The 20,611-nt window shown below is 62.7% G+C and carries 14 protein-coding genes and 1 pseudogene; 5 read left to right on the top strand and 10 right to left on the bottom strand.

The features are described from left to right. Positions 1 to 127: 127 nt before the first annotated feature. The 3 genes from F2982_RS13985 to F2982_RS13975 all read right to left on the bottom strand — a co-directional run bounded on the left by F2982_RS13985 (position 128) and on the right by F2982_RS13975 (position 5,606). Complete coding sequence (locus F2982_RS13985; RefSeq protein ID WP_203428164.1) at positions 128 to 3,325, bottom strand: efflux RND transporter permease subunit; 3,198 nt, start codon at positions 3,323 to 3,325, stop codon at positions 128 to 130. Positions 3,326 to 3,557: 232 nt separating this feature from the next. Beyond that, positions 3,558 to 4,745: an efflux RND transporter periplasmic adaptor subunit gene (locus tag F2982_RS13980; RefSeq protein WP_130284022.1), complete on the bottom strand. Its 1,188-nt coding sequence runs from the start codon at positions 4,743 to 4,745 to the stop codon at positions 3,558 to 3,560. A 48-nt stretch (positions 4,746 to 4,793) separates the two neighbouring features. Beyond that, positions 4,794 to 5,606: an alpha/beta hydrolase fold domain-containing protein gene (locus tag F2982_RS13975; protein WP_203428163.1), complete on the bottom strand. Its 813-nt coding sequence runs from the start codon at positions 5,604 to 5,606 to the stop codon at positions 4,794 to 4,796. A gap of 165 nt (positions 5,607 to 5,771) precedes the next feature. Between F2982_RS13975 and F2982_RS13970 the strand changes: the two genes are divergently transcribed. After that, positions 5,772 to 6,683 (top strand): LysR family transcriptional regulator, encoded by a 912-nt coding sequence (locus tag F2982_RS13970; RefSeq protein WP_203428162.1) that lies wholly within the window; start codon positions 5,772 to 5,774, stop codon positions 6,681 to 6,683. Between the two features lie 235 nt (positions 6,684 to 6,918). Here F2982_RS13970 and F2982_RS13965 read toward each other — a convergent pair whose 3' ends face one another. Next, the gene (locus F2982_RS13965; protein WP_203428161.1) at positions 6,919 to 7,821 is read right to left on the bottom strand and encodes an SDR family oxidoreductase; all 903 of its coding nucleotides are present in this window, start codon (positions 7,819 to 7,821) and stop codon (positions 6,919 to 6,921) included. Between the two features lie 74 nt (positions 7,822 to 7,895). After that, the gene (locus F2982_RS13960) at positions 7,896 to 8,636 is read right to left on the bottom strand and encodes an SDR family oxidoreductase (RefSeq protein ID WP_112720035.1); all 741 of its coding nucleotides are present in this window, start codon (positions 8,634 to 8,636) and stop codon (positions 7,896 to 7,898) included. A 118-nt stretch (positions 8,637 to 8,754) separates the two neighbouring features. Here F2982_RS13960 and F2982_RS13955 point away from each other — a divergent pair. Both F2982_RS13955 and F2982_RS13950 read left to right on the top strand, forming a co-directional pair. Continuing rightward, positions 8,755 to 9,671, top strand: a pseudogene (locus tag F2982_RS13955) (LysR family transcriptional regulator). After that, a complete protein-coding gene (locus tag F2982_RS13950; protein ID WP_203428160.1) occupies positions 9,668 to 10,255 on the top strand; it encodes a DNA-3-methyladenine glycosylase in 588 nt (195 codons plus the stop codon). The pseudogene F2982_RS13955 and the gene F2982_RS13950 overlap by 4 nt, the downstream one beginning before the upstream one ends. On the opposite strand, the gene F2982_RS13945 is transcribed toward F2982_RS13950, so the two are convergent. Genes F2982_RS13945 through F2982_RS13935 form a run of 3 tightly spaced genes read right to left on the bottom strand, consistent with a single transcriptional unit; the run spans position 10,256 to position 13,487 of the window. After that, positions 10,256 to 11,800 (bottom strand): DHA2 family efflux MFS transporter permease subunit, encoded by a 1,545-nt coding sequence (locus tag F2982_RS13945; protein WP_203428159.1) that lies wholly within the window; start codon positions 11,798 to 11,800, stop codon positions 10,256 to 10,258. Positions 11,801 to 11,812: 12 nt separating this feature from the next. Further along, positions 11,813 to 13,030, bottom strand: a complete 1,218-nt coding sequence (locus F2982_RS13940; protein ID WP_112720031.1) for an HlyD family secretion protein — start codon at positions 13,028 to 13,030, stop codon at positions 11,813 to 11,815. Continuing rightward, entirely contained in the window at positions 13,023 to 13,487 is a 465-nt protein-coding gene (locus F2982_RS13935; protein ID WP_112720030.1) for a MarR family transcriptional regulator, read from the bottom strand. The genes F2982_RS13940 and F2982_RS13935 overlap by 8 nt, the downstream gene beginning before the upstream one ends. A gap of 417 nt (positions 13,488 to 13,904) precedes the next feature. Here F2982_RS13935 and F2982_RS13930 point away from each other — a divergent pair, with 417 nt between their 5' ends. Continuing rightward, positions 13,905 to 15,086: an efflux RND transporter periplasmic adaptor subunit gene (locus F2982_RS13930; protein WP_112720029.1), complete on the top strand. Its 1,182-nt coding sequence runs from the start codon at positions 13,905 to 13,907 to the stop codon at positions 15,084 to 15,086. Then, positions 15,083 to 18,271: a multidrug efflux RND transporter permease subunit gene (locus tag F2982_RS13925; protein ID WP_203428158.1), complete on the top strand. Its 3,189-nt coding sequence runs from the start codon at positions 15,083 to 15,085 to the stop codon at positions 18,269 to 18,271. Before F2982_RS13930 ends, F2982_RS13925 begins: the two co-directional genes overlap by 4 nt. A gap of 9 nt (positions 18,272 to 18,280) precedes the next feature. Here the strand turns inward: F2982_RS13925 and F2982_RS13920 are convergent, their stop codons facing one another. Both F2982_RS13920 and F2982_RS13915 read right to left on the bottom strand, forming a co-directional pair. Then, complete coding sequence (locus tag F2982_RS13920) at positions 18,281 to 19,288, bottom strand: acyltransferase (protein ID WP_203428157.1); 1,008 nt, start codon at positions 19,286 to 19,288, stop codon at positions 18,281 to 18,283. 47 nt (positions 19,289 to 19,335) lie between these two features. Further along, positions 19,336 to 20,601, bottom strand: a complete 1,266-nt coding sequence (locus F2982_RS13915; RefSeq protein ID WP_203428156.1) for an O-antigen ligase — start codon at positions 20,599 to 20,601, stop codon at positions 19,336 to 19,338. Between the last annotated feature and the right edge of the window lie 10 nt (positions 20,602 to 20,611).

The raw sequence follows: 20,611 nt of genomic DNA, 5'->3' as shown, positions 1-20,611 counted from the left end.
CTGCGTCGGCCCAGCTCCACCCGGCCGACGTACGTTCGTCAAAGACTAGCCCGCCGACCGGACGATGCAAATGAAAAAGGCGGGACCAAATGTCCCGCCTTCCTCTGTCTCGTTCATTGTCTGCCGCTTACTCGGCTGCGACCTTCATATGGTCTTCTTCATCACTCAGATGATTGTCGTTGTGCTGGATGAGCGGACGGTTGCCCGCCAGCCTGCGCAGCAGCACGTAGAAGACCGGCGTCATGAAGATGCCGAAGAAGGTAACGCCGATCATGCCGGAGAACACCGCGACACCCATGGCGGCGCGCATTTCGGCACCCGCACCCGTCGATGTCACGAGCGGCACGACACCCATGATGAAGGCCATGGAGGTCATCAGGATCGGGCGAAGACGCAGGCGGCTTGCCTCGATCGCAGCCTGAACCGGCGTGCGTCCCTCGAACTCCAGCTCGCGGGCGAATTCCACGATCAGGATCGCGTTCTTCGCCGAGAGACCGACAAGGACGACTAGGCCGATCTGCGTGAAGATGTTGTTGTCACCACCGGTGAGCCAGACACCCGTCAAGGCAGCAAGCACACCCATCGGCACGATCATGATGATCGCCAGCGGCAGCGTCAGGCTTTCATACTGCGCAGCCAGCACCAGGAACACCAACAGCAGGGCAAGCGGGAACACGATGATGCTCGAGTTGCCGGCGAGGATCTGCTGGTAGGTGAGATCCGTCCATTCGAAGTCGATGCCCGACGGCAGCGTCTCCTTCAGGATCTTCTCGATCGCAGCCTGAGCCTGGCCGGACGAGAAGCCCGGTGCCGGACCGCCGTTGATATCGGCAGCAAGGAAGCCGTTATAACGGTTCGTGCGTTCCGGACCGGTCGTGGCGTCGACTTTCAGCAGGGCCGAAAGCGGGATCATCTGACCGGATGCCGAACGGACCTTCAACTGACCGATATCTTCCGGCTGGGCACGGAACTTGGCATCGGCCTGCACACGGACGCTATAGGTACGGCCGAAGGCGTTGAAGTCGTTGACATAGAGTGAGCCGAGATAGATCTGCAGCGTCTGGAAGACGTCGGTGACGGAAACCCCGAGCTGCTCGGCCTTGGCGCGGTCGAGATCGGCATAGAGCTGCGGCACGTTGATCTGGAAGCTCGAGAAGATGCCTGCGAGCTCCGGCGTCTGGTAGGCCTTGGCAAGCACGGCCTTGGTCGCCTCGTCGAGTGCCTGGTTGCCGAGACCGGCGCGGTCCTCGATTTGCAGCTTGAAGCCGCCCGTGGTGCCGAGACCGTTGACCGGCGGCGGCGGGAACATGGCGATGAAGGCATCCTGGATGGAACCGAACTTCTGGTTCAGCGCCATGGCAATCGCTCCGCCGGACAGATCAGGCGTCTTGCGCTCCTCGAAATCCTTCAGCGTCACGAAGACGATGCCGGCGTTGGACGAGTTGGTGAAGCCGTTGATCGACAGGCCCGGGAAGGCGATCGCATTGGCGACACCCGGCTGCTTCAGCGCGATATCGGTCATCCGCTTGATGACGTCTTCGGTGCGGTCGAGGCTGGCGGCATCCGGCAGCTGTGCAAAGCCGATCAGATACTGCTTGTCCTGCGACGGAACGAAGCCGCCGGGCACTGCGGTGAACAGGCTGTAGGTTGCGCCCACCAGTGCCAGATAGATGACCATCACGATGCTCTTGCGCGACAGGAGACCGCCGACGCCCTTGCCATAGGCATTCGAGCCCGAGCCGAAGGCACGGTTGAAGCCGCGGAAGAACCAGCCGAAAATGGTATCCATGAACCGCGTCAGCCAGTCCTTCTTCGCACCGTGGCCCTTCAGGAGAAGGGCGGCGAGTGCCGGAGACAGCGTCAGCGAGTTGAAGGCCGAGATGACGGTCGAGATGGCGATCGTCAGCGCGAACTGGCGGTAGAACTGACCGGAGAGACCCGAGATGAAGGCGAGCGGCACGAAGACCGCGACCAGTACCAGGGCGATCGCGATGATCGGACCGGACACTTCCTTCATCGCCTTGTAGGTGGCGGCCCGCGGGCTGAGACCCGCCTCGATGTTTCGCTCGACGTTTTCGACGACGACGATCGCGTCGTCGACGACGATACCGATCGCCAGCACCAGCCCGAAGAGACTGAGCGCGTTGATCGAGAAGCCGAAGGCATACATCACGGCGAACGTACCGATGATCGACACGGGGACGGCGATCAGCGGAATGATCGAGGCACGCCACGTCTGCAGGAAGATGATGACGACGAGCACGACGAGCGCGATGGCCTCGAGCAGCGTGTCGATGACCTTCTCGATCGAGGCGCGAACGAACTTCGTCGTATCGTAGACGATCTCGTACTTGACGCCTGTCGGCATCGCCTTCTGCAGTTCCTGCATCGTCGCATTGACGTTGTCGGCGATCTGGATGGCGTTGGAACCAGGAGCCTGAAGCACCGCGACGGCAACGGCAGGCTCGCCGTCGAGCAGCGAACGCAGCGTATAGTCGGCCGCGCCGAGCTCGATGCGGGCAACGTCGCGAAGACGGGTGATCTCGCCGTTGGCGCCCGTCTTGACGATGATGTTGCCGAATTCCTCAGGCGTGCGCAGACGGCCCTGGGCATTGACGTTCAGCTGCAGATCGACGCCCTGCGGGCTGGGCGACGCACCGATGATACCGGCAGCGGCCTGGACGTTCTGCGAGCTGATCGCATTGCTGATGTCGCTGGCGGCGAGATTATGCTCGGCAGCTTTCTGCGGATCGATCCAGACGCGCATCGAATAGTCGCCGGCGCCGAATACCTGTACCTGACCAACGCCCTCGATACGGGCAAGGCGGTCCTTGATGTTCAGGGTCGCGTAGTTGCGCAGATAGGTGATGTCGTGATCACCGCCGGTCGAGACGATGTTGACGACCATGATGAAGTTCGGCGAGCTCTTGACGGTCGTCAGACCGAGAGCACGAACTTCGGCCGGCAGACGCGGCTCGGCCTGCGACACGCGGTTCTGAACCAGCTGCTGGGCCTTGTCAGGATCGGTGCCGAGCTTGAACGTCACGGTGACGTTGAGAACACCGTCCGATGTCGCCTGGCTTGCCATGTAAAGCATGCCTTCGACACCGTTGATCTGCTCTTCGAGCGGTGTCGCCACCGTTTCGGCGATGACTGACGGGTTGGCGCCGGGATAGGTGGCGCGCACGACGATCGACGGCGGCACGACCTCGGGATATTCCGAGATTGGCAGCGAACGCAGGCCGATCAAACCTGCGACGACGATCAGAACCGACAGCACGCCGGCAAAGACCGGCCGGTCGATAAAGAATCTGGAGATGTTCATTTCAAAGCCCTCTCCGGGGTGAACATGGATGCAACGTCCCGCTCCGGCAGCCTGGGAGGCCGCCGGTGGGTGGTATGAATGTGTAGAAAGCCCCTCTCTGGCCTGCCGGCCATCTCCCCCACGAGGGGGAGAAGATCCGCTGCACCGTCTTGCCCAATCGTGGCTTCGGCGGTTCGGCAGGCTGGCCCCTCCCCCTTGTGGGGAGGGGTTGGGGAGGGGTCTTACGCCGCGATCAGTTGGTCGCGACCTTCTCTTCCATCTGCGGCGCGACAACGGCGCCCGGACGGATGCGCTGCAGGCCGTTGACAACGATCTTTTCGCCGGCTTTCAGGCCGTCTTCGACGACGCGCTGGCCGTCATAGATCGCGCCGAGCTTGACCTGGCGGTAGCCGACCTTGTTCTCGCCATCGACGACGAAGACGAACTTCTTGTCCTGGTCGGTGCCGACGGCGCGGTCACTGATGACGATCTTGTTCTCGGCCTTCGGCTGGCCCATGCGCACCCGCACGAACTGGCCGGGGATCAGCTTGCCGCCCGGATTGTCGAAGACGGCGCGAACGGCGATCGTGCCGCTCGCAGCATCGACGACGTTGTCGACCAGCTGCAGCTTGCCCTTGATCGGCGTGCCCTCATCGGCAAGCGTGCCGACTTCGACCGGGATCTGCTCGACGGCAGGCAGGGCGCTATCGGTTGCCGGAAGCTCCGAGAGAGCCTTGGTGACCATCTCTTCGCTGGCGTTGAAGCTTGCGTAGATCGGATCGACCGAAACCAGCGTCGTCAGCTCGGGCGATGCCGAACCGGCGGCGACGAGGTTGCCGGCGGTGACTTCGATCTTGCCGATGCGGCCGGAAACCGGAGCCCGCACCTGCGTATAATCGAGGTCGAGCTGGGCGGACTGCAGGGCTGCCTGAGCCGAACGCAGACCCGCCTGCGCTTCGGCCAGCGTGCTCTGACGCTGATCGAGATCGCTCTGCGAGATCGTGCGGTTGTCGGAAAGCTTGCGGCCGCGATCGAGCTCGGTCTGCGCCAGGCTGACCTTGGCGTCGGCAGAGGCCACCTGGCCCTGTGCCTGCGCCACCGCTGCCTGGTACGGTGCCGGATCGATGGTGAACAGCAGGTCGCCGGTCTTCACCAGAGCGCCTTCACGGAAATGCACGGACTGGATCGCACCCGCGACGCGGGGACGGACCTGAACGCGGTCGACGGCTTCGAGACGGCCCGAGAAGTTTTCCCAGGCGGTCACGTCACGGTTCTGGACCAGGGCAACGGTCACCGGCACAGCGGGAGCCTGTGCGGGTTCCGAAGCGGCGGTCGCGACCGTGCTCATCGGCAGTTCGAAAAAGATGGCAGCGGCTGAAACAGACGCAGCAAGGCCCAAGCCGGCGCCCACCAGGGCCCAGCGCTTCTTTCTGGACGTCATCGGTATCTCTCCTTGCGGCCTCAACGGCCGCTCATTCACAACAAGACTTCAATGCAATTGGGGTTGGAGGCTTAACTCGCGGATGAAGCTTCCGAACTCGCGGCTGATGGTCGCCTGCCAGTCGGACACTCCGTCCGTTTTCCCGCCGTAGAGTGATGGCCAGCCCTTCCCGGCGGGGAGAACGTGCTGGCGAACTGAAACTTCCGCCTTCTTCAGACGCGCGGCATAACCAAGCGTCTCGTCGCGAAGCGGATCGTCCTCTGCTGTCATGATCAGCGCAGGCGCGACACCCGAAATCCGCGAACACAGGCACGGCGCCGCATAGGGATGACAGCCGCCGCCGCTGAGATAATGGCTCCAGCCCTCGGTCCAGCGCTGGCGCATGCCGATTGCATCGGCCTTGCGGATCGAGGACGTTCCCATGAAGGGATCGAGCAGCGGAGAGATCAGGATCTGGCCGTTCAACGCATTGGCGTAATGGTCACGGGCCTTGAGTGCGACACCGGCGGCAATATTGCCGCCTGCTTCCTCACCGGCCACCAGCAGCAGCGAGTTGCGGTCACCAAGACCGGACGCCCGCTTGTTGGCCATGTAGGAGAACAGCGAATAGCCGACTTCGAGCGGCTTCGGGAAAACACCGCCGAGCGGCGCGTTATAGTCGGCGACGACGACGATCGCACCGGCATTGGCGATGCTTTCGGCAACCGGATTGTCGAGAACGCCCGAGCTCTGGAAAGAGCCGCCGTGGAAATACAGCACGATCGGCGAACCCTTGCCGTATTCGGCGCCCTGATAGACGCGCGTAGAGATGGGGCCGATGGCCACCTTCTCGAACACCATGTCTTTCACCTGCACCGTCATCGGACTTGTATTCCTGTTAGCTGCATAACACATGACGAAACGCCACGGCTTGCCAAACTTGTAAAAAACATATTGTTATTCAGGCCACGGAATAAGAACCGCCATTCTGATTACACTGTTCCGTATTTCGAATAATATCGCAGTGCAAACTGTGGAGATCCCATCATGGACCAGCTCTCGGCAATGCGCGCCTTCATCCGCGTAGTGGAGACGGGTAACTTTACACGGGCCGCCGACACCCTGTCGATGCCTAAGGCGACCGTGACCAATTTGATCCAAGGCCTTGAAGCTCATCTGCGTACCAAGCTGCTCAACCGTACGACGAGACGCGTCATGGTCACCACCGATGGCGCGCTCTACTACGAACGCGCCTCGCAGATCGTCTCGGAACTGGAAGAACTGGACGGCAGCCTTTCGAATTCGCAAAGCCTGCCGACCGGCCGCTTACGTGTTGAAATGGCAGGGGCTTTCGCCGATTCCATCGTCGTTCCGGCACTCTGCGACTTCTACCAGAAATACCCCGATATCCGCATCGATCTCGGCGTCGGCGACCGCACCGTCGACTACCTCGCCGAGAATGTCGACTGCGCGCTCCGCGCCGGCACCCCGGCCGATCAGTCATTGATCGCCAGGCGTGTATCCGAACTCGAAATCGTCACCTGCGCGGCACCGCTTTACATCCAGAAATTCGGCGAGCCGGAGCGCCCTCAGGACCTCGAAAACGACCACTACACGATCAACTATTTTCGCGCCCAGACCGGCCGTCCGGTGCCCTTCGAATTCGATCGTGAAGAGGATCATCTGGAGATCACGCCGCGCTATATGCTCGCCGTCAACGACGCCCGCACCTTCATGACCGCCCTCACGACCGGTCTCGGAATCGGCCAGACCGTGCGTTTCATGGCCCGCGATGCGATCAAGAGAGGCGATCTGGTGGAGGTCTTGCCGCAGTGGACGCGCGATCCGCTGCCGCTTTACATCGTCTATCCGCCGAACCGCCACCTCAGCAACAAGGTGCGTGTCTTCGTCGACTGGATGGTCAAGCTGCTGGCGGATGCGAAGCTGAACGATCGCTAGAAAATGAAAACGGCCCGGAAGGCAGGGATACCTTCGCCGGGCCGCTTTTCATCGACTTTGAACTTCGGGGCCAGCCGCGTCACCAGGGGAAATGGCCCGGCAGGCCTTGGAGGTGGGCTTCGGAACGGAGACTTTCCGTCGCCCCTTGCCCAATAGATATAAGCCCTCTTGCGACGTTTGTAAGGCGTTTGATTCGCATAGCAGTGTTCGCAAAAATGCAACAATCAAGTCCGGATCAGCCGATAGCGGCGGGTTTCAGGAGATCCTGAAGGCCGACGCGATAGAAGAGTTCGGCCCTGACGCGGTCGGCAACGCCATTGACGATCTCCGCCCCATCCTGCGACGGATCGATATGGACGCGGAACGGGCGCTTGCCGAACGGCTTGTCCACCACATCGACGATCGCACGGGCCACCTCTTCCGGATCGGCATCGGCAGGCTCCAGCGAAGCCAGTCCCTGCAGCGCCTTGTCGGAGACGCCCTTGTAGGGACCTTCCAGATATTCGGCGGCGCGGGCCGCATCGGCCGGTGAGCCGGAATGGGCGAAGTGATTGGTGCCCTTGGTGAAGGCGCCGGGCACGATGATCGAAGTCTCGATGCCCCAGCGGGTCAGCTCGCTGGCATAGGAGACGGCAAGCGAATCCATCGCAGCCTTGGCGGCGAAATAGGGTGCCAGGAACGGCGGCGTGCCGCCACGGGTGCTCGATGACGACACCCAGACGATCAGCCCCCTGCCCTGCTTGCGCAGCTGCGGCAGCGCCGCACGGTTCAGCCGCTGGGTCGAGAGCACGTTGATGTCGAAAAGCTCGGCATATTGTTCCGGCGTGAAGGCTTCGGCCGGGCCGAAGGACATGTGACCGGCATTGTGAACGATGACATCGAGCCGCCCGTTCTCGGCAATGATGGTCTCGACAGCCTGCGCGATCGAGGCGTCATCGGTCACGTCGAGTTCGACGCTGCGCAGGTCGGCATTGTTTTCCTTGGCGAAGGCTGCCGCATCGGCAACGGCCTTGGCATTGCGGGTCGTGGTGGCGCGGATGCCGGCATAGACGGTATGCCCAGCCTTGGCGAGCGCCCGCGCGCTCATGGCACCGAAGCCGCTGGATGCACCGGTGACGACGATAACTTGCTTGCTCATTGTCCTGCTCCTTGTTCAATCGGTTGGGGGATAGTTGCGGGAGTGGGAGGCGGCGCTGCCGCCTCCGGGATTGTTCAGATCAGGCCGCCATTGGCGCGCAGCACCTGGCCGTTGATCCAGGCGCCATCGGGACCGGCGAGGAACGACACAGCCGCGGCGATATCCTCGGGCGTGCCGAGACGCTCCAGCGGGTTCGCCTTCGCCATGCGGGCGACGAGCTCTTCGGACTTGCCGTTCAGGAAGAGGTCGGTGGCGGTCGGTCCGGGGGCGACGGCATTGACGGTGATGCCGCGGCCGCGCATTTCCTTGGCCATGATGCCGGTCATGGTTTCGACCGCAGCTTTGGTGCCGGCATAGACGGCATAGCTTTCGAGCTTCAGGCCGACGACGCTGGTCGAGAAATTGACGATCCGGCCGCCGTCACGCAGGCGCTTGGCGGCTTCCCGCAGCGTGTTGAACGTGCCCTTCAGGTTGACGGCGATCTGCCGGTCGAAATTGTCGTCGCTGGCCTCGGCAAGCGTCGAAAGCATCATGATGCCGGCATTGTTGACGAGGACGTCGACACCGCCGAAGGCAGCCTCCGCCGCATCGAACATCCGGCGCACGGCCTCGGCATCGCTGACATCGGCCTTCGCCGTCAGCGCCTTGCCGCCAGCGGCCTCGATCTTGCCGGCCAATTCTTCGGCAAGCGCCGCATTGCCGGAATAGTTGATGACGACGGTGAAGCCGTCCTTGGCCAAACGCTCGGCAATTGCCGCGCCGATGCCACGCGATGCGCCCGTAACGAGAGCGACCTTGTTGTCCTGACTAGCCATCTTCAGTCTCCTTCATGGATCCGCGCCGCAGCGCCGTTTCGATGAGGGGAAGATGCGCCTATCTTTCCTTCGGATAATCAGGCATTCTTCGGCATCACTATCCGGATAAAGCGAACAAATGGACAGGTTCGATGCCATGCGGGTCTATTCCCGCGTCGTGGAGCGGCGCAGCTTCACCGCCGCCGCCGAGGATACCGGCCTGCCGCGCTCGACGGTGACCGATGCGGTGAAGCAGCTCGAAGCGCGCCTCGGCGTGCAGCTTCTGCAGCGCACCACTCGCCATGTCAGCCCGACGCTCGATGGCGAAGCCTATTACCAGCGCTGCCTGTCGATCCTCGCCGATATCGAGGATGCCGAAGGCGCCTTTGCCGGCGCCAAGCCGAAGGGCATGCTGCGCGTCGATGTCCACGGCACGCTTGCCCGGCATTTCGTGCTGCCGAGCCTGCCGTCGTTCCTGGAGACCTATCCCGATATCGAATTCTACATGAGCGAGGGCGACCGGCTGGTGGATCTGGTGCGCGAAGGCATCGACTGCGTGCTGCGCGTCGGCATTCCGCAGGATAGCGACATGGTGGCGAGGCGCGTCGCCATGCTCGAGGAGATCACGCTGGCCTCGCCCGCCTATCTGGAGCGTCACGGCATGCCCGAGCATCCAGACAGGCTGGACGGCCACCGCATGGTTGGCTTCCGCTCCTCGGCTACGGGCACGCTGATGCCGCTCGAATTCACCGTCGACGGCAGGGTGCGCGAGATCACCATTCCGGCGACCATCTCGGTCAACGCCGCCGAAAGCCTGCACGCCGCTGCCCGCTGTGGCCTCGGCATCATCCAGGTGCCGCGCTATCACATCGAGCGCTACCTCGCGAGTGGCGAACTCGTGCAGATCCTCAAGGATTATCCCTTGACGGAAACGCCGGTCTCGCTTCTCTACCCCGCAACCGCCAGCTTTCGCCGCGTGTGCGCGTCTTCATCGACTGGCTGGTGAAGATCTTCGCGCAGCACCGGCGCGATACGGGCAACGAGGGCGTCAGTTGAATAAAGAGGGATCGATCGGCACGGCTGCGCTTGCAGGCGATACGCTGCGCGGCTTCTTCGAGCGCGATGCGATAGCGGTTGCGCGAGACCTGCTCGGCTGCTTGCTGCTGGTCAATGGCGCAGGCGGCAGGATCACCGAGACGGAAGCCTATTTTCCCGACGACGAGGCCTCGCACAGTTTCCGCGGCCCGACCAAGCGCAATGGCGCCATGTATGGCCAGCCCGGCAATGTCTATATCTACCGCATCTACGGCATGTACTGGTGCCTGAACTTCGTCTGCACGCCTGGTTCGGCCGTGCTGATCCGGGCGCTCGAACCGGAAACCGGCATTGGCGAGATGGCTGAGCGCCGCGGCACCGACCAGCTGACCGCGCTCTGCAGCGGCCCGGGCAAGCTCTGCCAGGCGCTCGATATCGGCATCGCCATCAACGACCGGCCGCTCGACCGCGAGCCCTACGCGCTCTTTCCCTCCGCCCCTGTCCCCATCGTCTCCGGCAAGCGGATCGGTATAACGAAAAATGCCGAAGCACCGTGGCGCTTCGGCATTCAGGGGTCGCGTTATCTCAGCAAGCCTTTCAGATAATTATTCCATCACGGCCGCATGATCCATCGGCTCCTGAACCACCTTCGGTTTGCGCAGCAGGAAAACCAGCGGCATGACGGCGAGCGACATCAGCATCAGGAGCTTGAAGTCGTCCATATAGGCGATGATCGTCGACTGCAGCGTGATGACATCGTTAAGCGCCGCACGTCCGGCCGCCGTCAGCGGGCTCAGCCCCTGCGCCGCTGTCGCATTGAAGGCATGGTTGAACGGCGTGACATAGGCGGCGATCGACTCGTGATTGCTCTGCGTATTCTCGACGATCAGCGCCGAGACGACAGAGATACCAACCGACGAGCCGATGTTACGCGACAGGTTATAAAGACCCGTGCCATCGCCGCGCATCTGCGCCGGCAGCGTCGAGAAGGCCATCGTCGTCAGCGGCACGAACAGGAAGCCGAGGCCGGCACCCTGGATGAAGCCGACGGAAACGATCGTCCATTGCGAGACATCGGGCGTCCAGCCGGTCATGTCGTACATCGCCCAGGCCGTCAGGCCGAGACCGAGCGCCAGCAGCCAGCGGGAATCCACCTTGCCGATCAGCCGCCCGACGATGAACATGCAGAGCATCGTGCCGAGACCGCGCGGACCCATGACGATACCCGCGGTGATAACGGGATAGCCCATCAACGTCTGCAGGTACGGCGTCATCAGCGCCAGCGAGGCGAGATAGGTGATGCCGATCACGAAGATGAAGATCATGCTGACGGTGAAGTTCTGGTCGAGGAAAAGCCTCGGATTGACGAAGGATTTCTCCGACGTCAGCGTATGCACGACCAAAAGATAGAAGGCCGCCGCACAGACGATCGCCTCAATCATGATCTCGCCCGACGAGAACCAGTCGAGCTGTTCGCCGCGGTCGAGGAAAAGCTGCAGGGCGGCGATGAACAGGCTCATCATCCCGAAGCCGAACCAGTCGAGCTTCGCCAAAGCATCCCTCTTGGTCTCGGTCACGAAGATAACGATACCGGCAAAGGCCAGCGCCCCGATCGGCACGTTGATATAGAAGACCCAGCGCCAGCTGATATTGTCGGTCAGCCAGCCGCCGATGACAGGGCCGAGAACCGGGCCGACCATGACCGAAACGCCGAACAGCGCCATCGCCGAGCCGCGTTCTTCAGCCGTGTAGATATCGAGCAGGATGCCCTGCGACAGCGGCACCAGCGAGGCGCCGAAGAGACCCTGCAGCAGGCGGAAGGCGACGATCTGGTTCAGCGATTGCGCCAGGCCGCAAAGGACCGATGCAGCGACGAAGCCGACGATCGCCGTCAGCAGCACGTTCTTGCGGCCGAACTTGGCGGCAAGAAAGCCCGATGGCGGTGTCATGATCGCAGCAGCGACGATATAGGAGGTCAGAACCCAGTTGATCTGGTCGGCGGAAGCCGAGACGCTGCCCTGAATATAGGGCAGCGCAACGTTGGCGATCGTCGTATCCAGAGCCTGCATGATGACGGCCAGGATGACGCAGGCCGTGATCGCGCCGCGGTTGGCGACAGGTGTCGCCGGGCTTGCGGGAGCGTTGCTCATGGAAGTTGTCCGTTACTGGTGGCTGGTCTTCCGGCCAAGCAGGTTGTTGACGAAATCAGGCAGGCCGCGAGCATGGCCGGTATCGACATCGACGACCGTGCTCATGCCGACGCGAAGCGGCGGCTTGCCCTGCTGATCCTCGATGCTGACGCGCATCGGGATACGCTGGACGACCTTCACCCAGTTGCCCGTGGTGTTTTGCGCCGGCAGCAGCGAGAAGCTGGAGCCCGAAGCCGGGCTGATGCTCTCGACCTTGCCCTTCCAGGCAACGCCCGGATAGGTGTCGACATAGACGGTGGCTTCCTGGCCGGGCTTCACATAGGTCAGCTCGGTTTCCTTCGGGCTCGCGGCAATCCAGAGATTGTTGGTCGAAACCAGCGAGAAGGCCTGCTGCGAAGCCTGCAGGTAGGAGCCGACCTGCAGGGCGTTGACATTGGTGACGACGCCGTCGAACGGAGCCTTGACGACGCTGTGGTCGAGCTCGCGCTGGGCGTTGTCGACATTCGACTTGGCCTGCAGGTAGAGCGGGTTTTCCTCGACGGGCTGGTCGGCATTGCCGCCGAGCTGGGCGAGCGTCGTGGACGCCTCGGCCTTGGCGACCGAAACCTTCTGCTGCGCGACTTCGAGATTGTGCTTGGCTTCGTCATAGGCCGACTGTGTGGCGCTGCCGTTGTTGACGAGGTTCTGCTGGCGGTCGAACTGGTCCTGGTAATAGGGCAGATCGGCCTCGGCCTGAGTGATCTCGGCCAGCGACTGCTGGTAGCTCGCCTTCAGATTGGCGATCTGGTTGCGCTGCACGCCGAGCTGCGCCTTGGCGCCGTCGAGAGCGATCCTGAAGGTATCGGACTGCAGGTTGAACAGCACCTGCCCAGCCTTCACCGTCTCGTTCTCATGAACATTGATCTTGTCGACGATACCCGAGACGTCGGTGGTGATGCCCACCATGTCCGCCTGGATATAGGCGTTGTCGGTCGACATGACCTGGCCGCCGTTCACGTAGTAATAGCCACCGACGACGAGGGCGACCGGCAGCAGCGCGAACAGAACGGGGCGCGTGAGGCTGCGCCGGCGGCGGACCGTGGTGCCGCCAGGCGCAGCGACAGCGGTAGCGGGCGCTGAATTGGATGAAGGCGCTTCTGCTACCGTTTCTTGCGTCTTTGCAGTTTCGATATCTTCGGCAGGCTTTGCGTTGGCATCAGCGACAACGCGGAGGGAGGATTTATCAGCCATGGCTTTGCTCTTTATCGGCGACCGGTGTCCGGCACGCCTGTACTAGGTTCGTCTTCATTTCGGACAGGATGTTGAAAAGGGCTTCGCGCTGTTCCGGCGTCACGCCTTGCAGTGCCTCGGCCCGGGTCAGATCGCCCAGCTCGCGCATTTCGGCGAGGATGGGATGGGCAGCTTCACGCATGTAAAGAAGCCAGATGCGCCGGTCCGTCGGATGTTGACGGCGCTCGATAAGGCCGCGGTCTGCGAGCTTGTCGAGAATGCGCACCAGCGTGATGGGCTCGATTTCGAGAATCTCGGCGAGTCCACCCTGATGAATGCCCTCGTTATTCGACAGATAGGCCAGCGTTTGCCACTGCGAGCGCGTCAGGCCAAGGCATTTCGCCCGCTGCTCGAACCGCTTGCGCAGCAGCCGGGCAACGTCGTGAAGAAGGAAACCGAGGGTCGGGTTGGAGTTCATAAACTGTGCCAGCTATTAATAAGTGTGCTTATAATGTCTGTAGATATATTGAGCATGTGCAGCGCACAAGATCAGCCGGCTCAGATTCTGCAGATGCGGCTAAAATGCCGCAGCGGAGCGTTAAGCGAAGATTGATTTTCGTGCCGCATCCGCCCCCGCTGAGAGCTCTGCAACCGGGCACGAAAGAACGGTCGAGATGCAACCCATTGTCGTTTGCAATTTCCGGCAAGTGCCGCTTATAGTGCCGTTTCAGATGGTTAGCCCGGGACGAACCGGGCGGCTCGATTATTGGCCTGGCGCACTCGGCGCATTGAATGGAAGTGCAGACGCGCCCGCCGCGTTTGAAGCAGTGGACATGAGACGCATCATTTCAGCATGAGATTGGCGGCATAACGGCCGCCCATACGGGGGATCGCTATGCCTTACTCTCTTCGTGCCGCCATTGCATTCGGCTTCGTCACGGCGCTCTTGCCGCTGACCGCTGGGGCCCAGGAAGCCGCAGCCCCGCCTCCCCCGCCAGTTACGGTCGCCAAGCCCGTTGTGCGCGACGTCGTCGACAATGACGAGTTCATCGGCCGTTTCGAGGCCGTGGATGAGGTTGCGATCCGCTCGCGCGTCGGCGGCTATCTGCAGGAAGTGCATTTCAGCGATGGCGCGATCGTCAAGCAGGGCGACCTGCTCTTCGTCATCGATCAACGCCCGTTCCTGACCGCCGTCAACGAAGCGAATGCCGCTCTCGAAGTGGCGAAATCGACGCTTTCCTATGCCGAAACGCAGTTCAAGCGCGCGGAATCCCTCGCCAATAGCGGCAGCCAGTCGGTCTCGACCCTCGACGACCGCCGCCGCGACTGGGTTTCCGCCCAGGCAAACGTCCGCGGCGCCCAGGCGACTGCCGACCGCGCCGCACTCGACCTCGAATATACCAAGATCACCGCGCCGATCGGCGGCCGTATCGACCGCCGCCTGATCTCCGCCGGCAACCTCGTGCAGGCCGACCAGTCGATACTGACGACCATCGTCTCGCTCGATCCGATCGATTTCTATTTCGACGTCGACGAACGGCGCCTCCTGAACTTCGCAGAGACCGCCCGCTCCCGCGGCAGCGACCTGCAAGAAGGCGGTGGCGGCGTTCCAGTTCAGGTCCGCATCAGCGACTCCAGCCAGAAGCCTTTCGCCGGCAAGCTGAACTTCGCCGAAAACCGCGTCGACAACGCTTCCGGCACCATGCGCATCCGCGCCCGCTTCGAAAATCCGAACCTGATCCTGCAGCCGGGCCTGTTCGGCCGCGTGCAGATCGAGGCCTCCAATACCTATAAAGCGATCCTCGTTCCCGACGAGGCGATCGGCTCCGACCAGAACCAGCGCGTCGTCTATGTTGTTGGCGCCGATGGCACCGTTTCGACCAAGCCGGTGAGACCGGGGCCGCGGCTCTACGGCTATCGAGCGATCCGCGAAGGCATGGACGGCACCGAGACGATCGTCGTCAACGGCCTGATGCGCGCTCGCCCGGGATCGAAGATCACACCGCAGATGACCGAGCTGCCGCAGAGCCGCGACGACATCCCGCCGGAAGCAGCAGGCATGGAGATGGCGCAATGAGGTTCGCCCATTTCTTCGTCGACCGGCCGATCTTCGCGTCGGTCCTGTCCATCGTGCTGCTGATCGTCGGGGGGCTCGCCTATTTCCAGCTCCCCGTCGCGCAATATCCAGAAATCGCCCCGCCGACGATCGTCGTGCGCACCGCCTATCCGGGCGCCGATTCCGAGACCATCGCCAATACCGTGGCGACGCCGATCGAGCAGGAAATCAACGGCGTCGAGGACATGCTCTACATGTCCTCCTATTCGACGGCCGACGGCTCGATGGCGCTGACCATCACCTTCAAGCTCGGCACCGATCTCGACAAGGCGCAGGTCCTCGTCCAGAACCGCGTGGCGATCGCCGAACCGCGCCTTCCCGAGGAAGTCCGCCGAATCGGCATCACAACGGCAAAGAGCTCGCCCGACCTGATGATGGTCGTGCATCTCCTGTCGCCGAACTCGCGATACGACCAGCTCTACGTCTCCAACTACGCCCGCAGCCGCATCCGCGATACGCTGGTGCGCCTCGATGGCGTCGGCGACGTCATCATCTTCGGCGAACGCGAATATTCGCTGCGTATCTGGCTGGATCCGGAAAAGCTCTCGGCCTACGGCATGACCTCAAGCGACGTCGTCCAGGCGCTGCGCGACCAGAACGTCCAGGTCTCCGGCGGCTCGATCGGCGGCCCGCCGACTTCGGGCACAAACGCCTTCCAGTACACAGTCACGACAGAGGGACGTTTCTCCGATGCCCGCCAGTTCCGCTACGTCATCGTCAAGGCGACGGAAAGCGGCCGCCTCGTCCAGCTGCAGGACATCGCCCGCATCGAGCTTGGCGCCAAGGACTACGTCACCAACAGCTACCTGAACGGCAAGCCGGCCGTCGCGCTCGGCATCTTCTCCCGCCCCGGCACCAATGCGCTGGCGGCAGCCGCTTCGATCAAGCAGGCGATGCAGACCGCGCAGCAGGATTTCCCGGACGGTCTCTCCTACGACATCGTCTACAATCCGACCGAGTTCATCTCGGAATCGATCAACGAGGTCTATAAGACGATTGCCGAAGCGGCGATCCTTGTCGCCCTCGTCGTGCTGGTCTTCCTGCAGTCCTGGCGAACCGCGATCATTCCGATCGTCGCCATTCCGGTCTCGCTGATCGGCACCTTCGCCTTCCTGCTCGCCTTCGGCTTCTCGCTCAACATGCTGACGCTGTTCGGCCTGGTGCTGGCGATCGGCATCGTCGTCGACGACGCGATCGTCGTCGTCGAGAATGTCGAGCGAAACCTCGCGAAAGGCATGAGCCCGCGCGAGGCAGCGCATGTGACGATGGACGAGGTCGGCACCGCCGTTCTCGCCATCTCGCTGGTGCTGATCGCCGTCTTCGTGCCGACGGCCTTCATTCCCGGCATTTCGGGCCAGTTCTACCGGCAGTTTGCCGTGACCATCTCGGTGGCAACGGCGATCTCCGCCCTGAACTCGCTGACCCTGTCGCCGGCGCTTGCCGCCATCGTGCTGAAGCCGCACGACGCCCATCACAGGCCGAAAAACCCGATCTCGCGCTTCGGCAACGCGCTCGCCAACGGCTTCAACCGCGGCTTCGACAAGATGAGCGCCGGCTATTCCTGGGTGGTCAGCCACCTGGTGCGCACCTGGGCGGCGATCGGCGTCGCCCTCCTCGTCTTCGCCGGATTGCTCGGTCTCACTTATTATATGGGCAACATCGTGCCGCGCGGCTTCGTGCCGGTCATGGACCAGGGCTATGCGATCGTCGTCGTGCAGCTGCCTGATGGTGCTTCGCTCGCGCGTACCGATGCCGTCGTGCAGCGCGCTTCAGAGATCATCCGCAACACACCGGGCGTCAAGAACGCCGTCGCCTTCTCCGGCTTCAGCGGCGCCACCTTCACCAACGCCTCGAATGCCGGGGTGGTCTTCGCCGCCTTCGACACGTTCGAGAACCGACTGGAGCACCACCAGAATGCCGGCCAGATCATCGGCCAGCTCTATGGCAGCCTGCAGAGCATCCAGGAGGCCTTCATCATCGCCATCCCGCCGCCGCCGATTTCAGGCATCGGCAATGCCGGCGGCTTCAAGATGCAGCTGGTGGACCGTGAGGGTTCGGACATGCGCCGGGTGCTCGGTGCGGCCTACCAGATCATGGGCAAGGCCAACCAGACGCCGGGACTTGCTGGCGTCTTCACCACCTTCTCGGCCTCCAGCCCGCAATATTTCCTGGAGATCGACCGCGACAAGGCGCGCGCCTTGAACGTGCCGATCCCCAATATCTTCGACACGTTGTCGATCAATCTCGGCACGTCCTACGTCAACGACTTCAACGCCTTCGGCCGCGTCTATCAGGTCCGCGCCCAGGCCGACCAGCAATACCGCGTCGAGCGTGACAATATTCTGGCACTCAAGGTTCGCTCGGCGACCGGGGCTCTCGTGCCGCTCGGCACGCTGGTCGAGATCAAGGACACATCCGGTCCCTCGCTCGTCCAGCATTATAATATGTATGTCTCGGTACCGCTGCAGGGCAATGCCGCCCCCGGCGTCTCGACCGGCAGCGCCCTCAACACCATGGAGGGTGTGGCAAAGAGCATCCTGCCGGCCGGCACGACCTTCGAATGGACCGAGCTCGCCTACCAGGAAAGGAACACCGGCAACACGGCGATCTACATCTTCGCGCTCTCGGTGATCTTCGTCTTCCTGGCGCTTTCGGCGCAATATGAAAGCTGGGTCCTGCCGCTGGCGATCATCCTGATCGTTCCGCTCGCCATCCTCGCCGCGCTGACAGGCGTGCATCTGCGCGGGATGGACAACAACATCCTGACGCAGATCGGCCTGATCGTGCTGATCGGCCTTGCGGCCAAGAACGCCATCCTGATCGTCGAATTCGCCAGACAGGCGGAAGAGGAAGGCAAGACGGCGATCGAAGCGGCGATCGAGGCGAGCCATCTGCGCCTGCGGCCGATCCTGATGACCGCCTTCGCCTTCATCTTCGGCGTCGTGCCGCTGATGATCGCGACCGGCCCCGGCGCGGAAATGCGCCAGTCGCTCGGCACGGCCGTCTTCTCAGGCATGCTGGGTGTTACGATCTTCGGCCTGTTCCTGACGCCGGTCTTCTACGTGCTGTTGCGCGCCCGCTACCGCAACAAGGCGGCAGCGGCCAGCACAACGCCGCCACAGCAGGCCGAGGAGGCTGCCCAGTAGGTCAGAGGATTAGGAGGGGCGCCGCTGCAGATCGCGGCGCTTCAAACCTTCGCCGGAAAAGACCTTCCGCAGCGGTTTTTCGATCAGTTCGTAAGCCGCAACCCCGGTGATCGTGCCGCCGACGATGGCGCCGAGCAGCGTCAGGCCGCCGTCAAGGCCGAGGATTTCCGCCGCCTTGACGGCAACCGAAATCGTCAGCGTGTGCCAGAGATAGATCGAGTAGGAGGCATCGCCGAGATAGGTCAGAACCGGCATCCGGCCGATGCTGCCGCCGGTTTCCAGCGACACCATGCCGAACACCAGCGCCATGGCAAGCGGTCCGCAGATGAACTCGTCGAACTCCGCGCCCATCAGGTAGATCGCCGCAAAGCCGCAAAGAGCGGCGCCGACGCAGGCAAGACCGAGGCTCGTCCCCGCCACCTTGCGCCGCAGCCAGAGCTCGGCGATGAAGACGCCGCCGAGGAATTCGAGAATGATCGGCCGCGTATAGGTGGCGAGCGCCGCCGACTGCGGATCCCAGATGAGGCCAGCGGCGAAGAACAGCCCGAAGACCACCGTCAGGAACAGCAGGCGCCAAGCGCGCGGCAGGAACAGCGCGCCGGCAAAGAGCACATAGAAGAACATCTCGAAATTCAGCGTCCAGCCCTGCACCAGCACCGGCCAGATCTCGCCGGTGCTCGGTGAACGCACGGGAATGAAGAACAGCGAGCCGAGCAGATGGCCGGCGCTGAGCTGCAGGTTCGGGAAGAGCCCGGCGATCGCGCCCGCGACCATGATGCCGGTCACCAGCCAGTAGGACGGCGCAATGCGCTTCAGGCGGTCGAGCAGGAAGCGCTGCGGCGTCACCGGGCGCCGGTCGCTGATCACCCACATGATGAAACCCGAAATGACGAAGAACACGTCGACGCCCGCCGCGCCGATGGCGAAATGGCCACCGGTGCGCTCGGCCGCGTGGAACACCACGACCGCAAGCGCCGCAAAGGCACGCAAATACTGGATCCCGTAGAGGGTCTTCATGCAGTTTCCTCATGATGCCGCGAGACTGCGGCGGGGCAATGAAATGATCAGGAATGTGCAGCTGGTATGGATTCGTAGCGCCGCAGCTCGGCCATCGCCGAGCGCTGCCGCGCCCCGGCGAGCTTGCCCGCCGTGTAGTAAAGCAGGAAGGTACCCACATTATACGGCGTCAGCACGTCGATCTCGACGAAGGAGCGGATCGTCAGCAGCACGGCAATGCCGAGCAGCAGATAGGACTCGTCGTTGCGCACATCCTCAATGACGCGGCGCAGATGGCCCCAGATCATCGCCAGGATAGTGCCGGCGAGGATGAGGACACCGGTCAGGCCGAGCTCTACGGCCGTCTCGATATAAGTATTGTGGAAGTGGAAGCCGCTGCGCGAGCCGATGAAGAACTCTTCCCAGAGGCGCTCGGGCTCCGAGAAGCCCTGCACCCAATAGGCTTGGTAGCCGATGCCGACGGCCGGGTTCTGCTTCCAGGCCTCGATACCCTGCTGCCAGAGATAGGTGCGGCCCGTCAGCGTCGAATCCTTGCCGAACAGCCCCAGCACCAGATCGACGACGCCGAGATAGACGCTCGCCACGATCAGGATGATCGCCGCGACACCGCCGCCGATGACGAGCAGTTTGCGCTGGTTTGGCGACAGGAACAGCACGCCGCGCAATCCGATCAGCAGCGCCACGATCACGGCCGTCGTCAGCACCGATGTTGCCGATTGCGAAGCAAGAAGGCAGTAGGCGGCCATCAGCCCGACAGCGCCCGACACCATCATCCAGAGCCGCCGCTCGCCATATATGAAGACAGCGGCGAAGGCGAAGATGATGCCGATCGAGGCATAGAAGCCGAGCTGGTTCTTCGAGGCGAAGGCGCCGACGAAGCTGTAGGTCCCGTCGAGCGGATCATATTCGTAGTAGCCGAACAGGATCGAATAGAGCAGCACGACCGCCGCGCCCGCCACCGCGCCGAGCGTCAGCGTGCGAACATCGACGGTGCGCACCGCGATCAGCGCGCAGAGCACCTGCGTGAAATACTGGATGCTGGCGCGCATCGAAACGCTCGGCACCTGCGACCAGAACACGGAGAGGAAGGCGAAGGCGGCGAAGGCATAGAGCCAGACGAACTTGCTGTGACTGCCGAGCACCTTCTTGTAGTCGACAGCGATCAGCGGTAGCCAGAGCGCATAGTACAGCAGGATCGCCGCCTGCCCGAAACGGATCGAATAGGCAAAGCAGAACATCGAGAGCGCGACCGCCGGAATGGCATAGGCCGCGTTCACGCCTGGAGTAATAATTGCCGATTTGGCGATCCGCATGCGGTCTCCG

The organism is Rhizobium sp. BG4 (genome assembly GCF_016864575.1).
In the GTDB taxonomy this organism is placed as follows: Bacteria; Pseudomonadota; Alphaproteobacteria; order Rhizobiales; family Rhizobiaceae; genus Rhizobium.
This window is presented reverse-complemented; position numbering and strand designations above follow the sequence as displayed.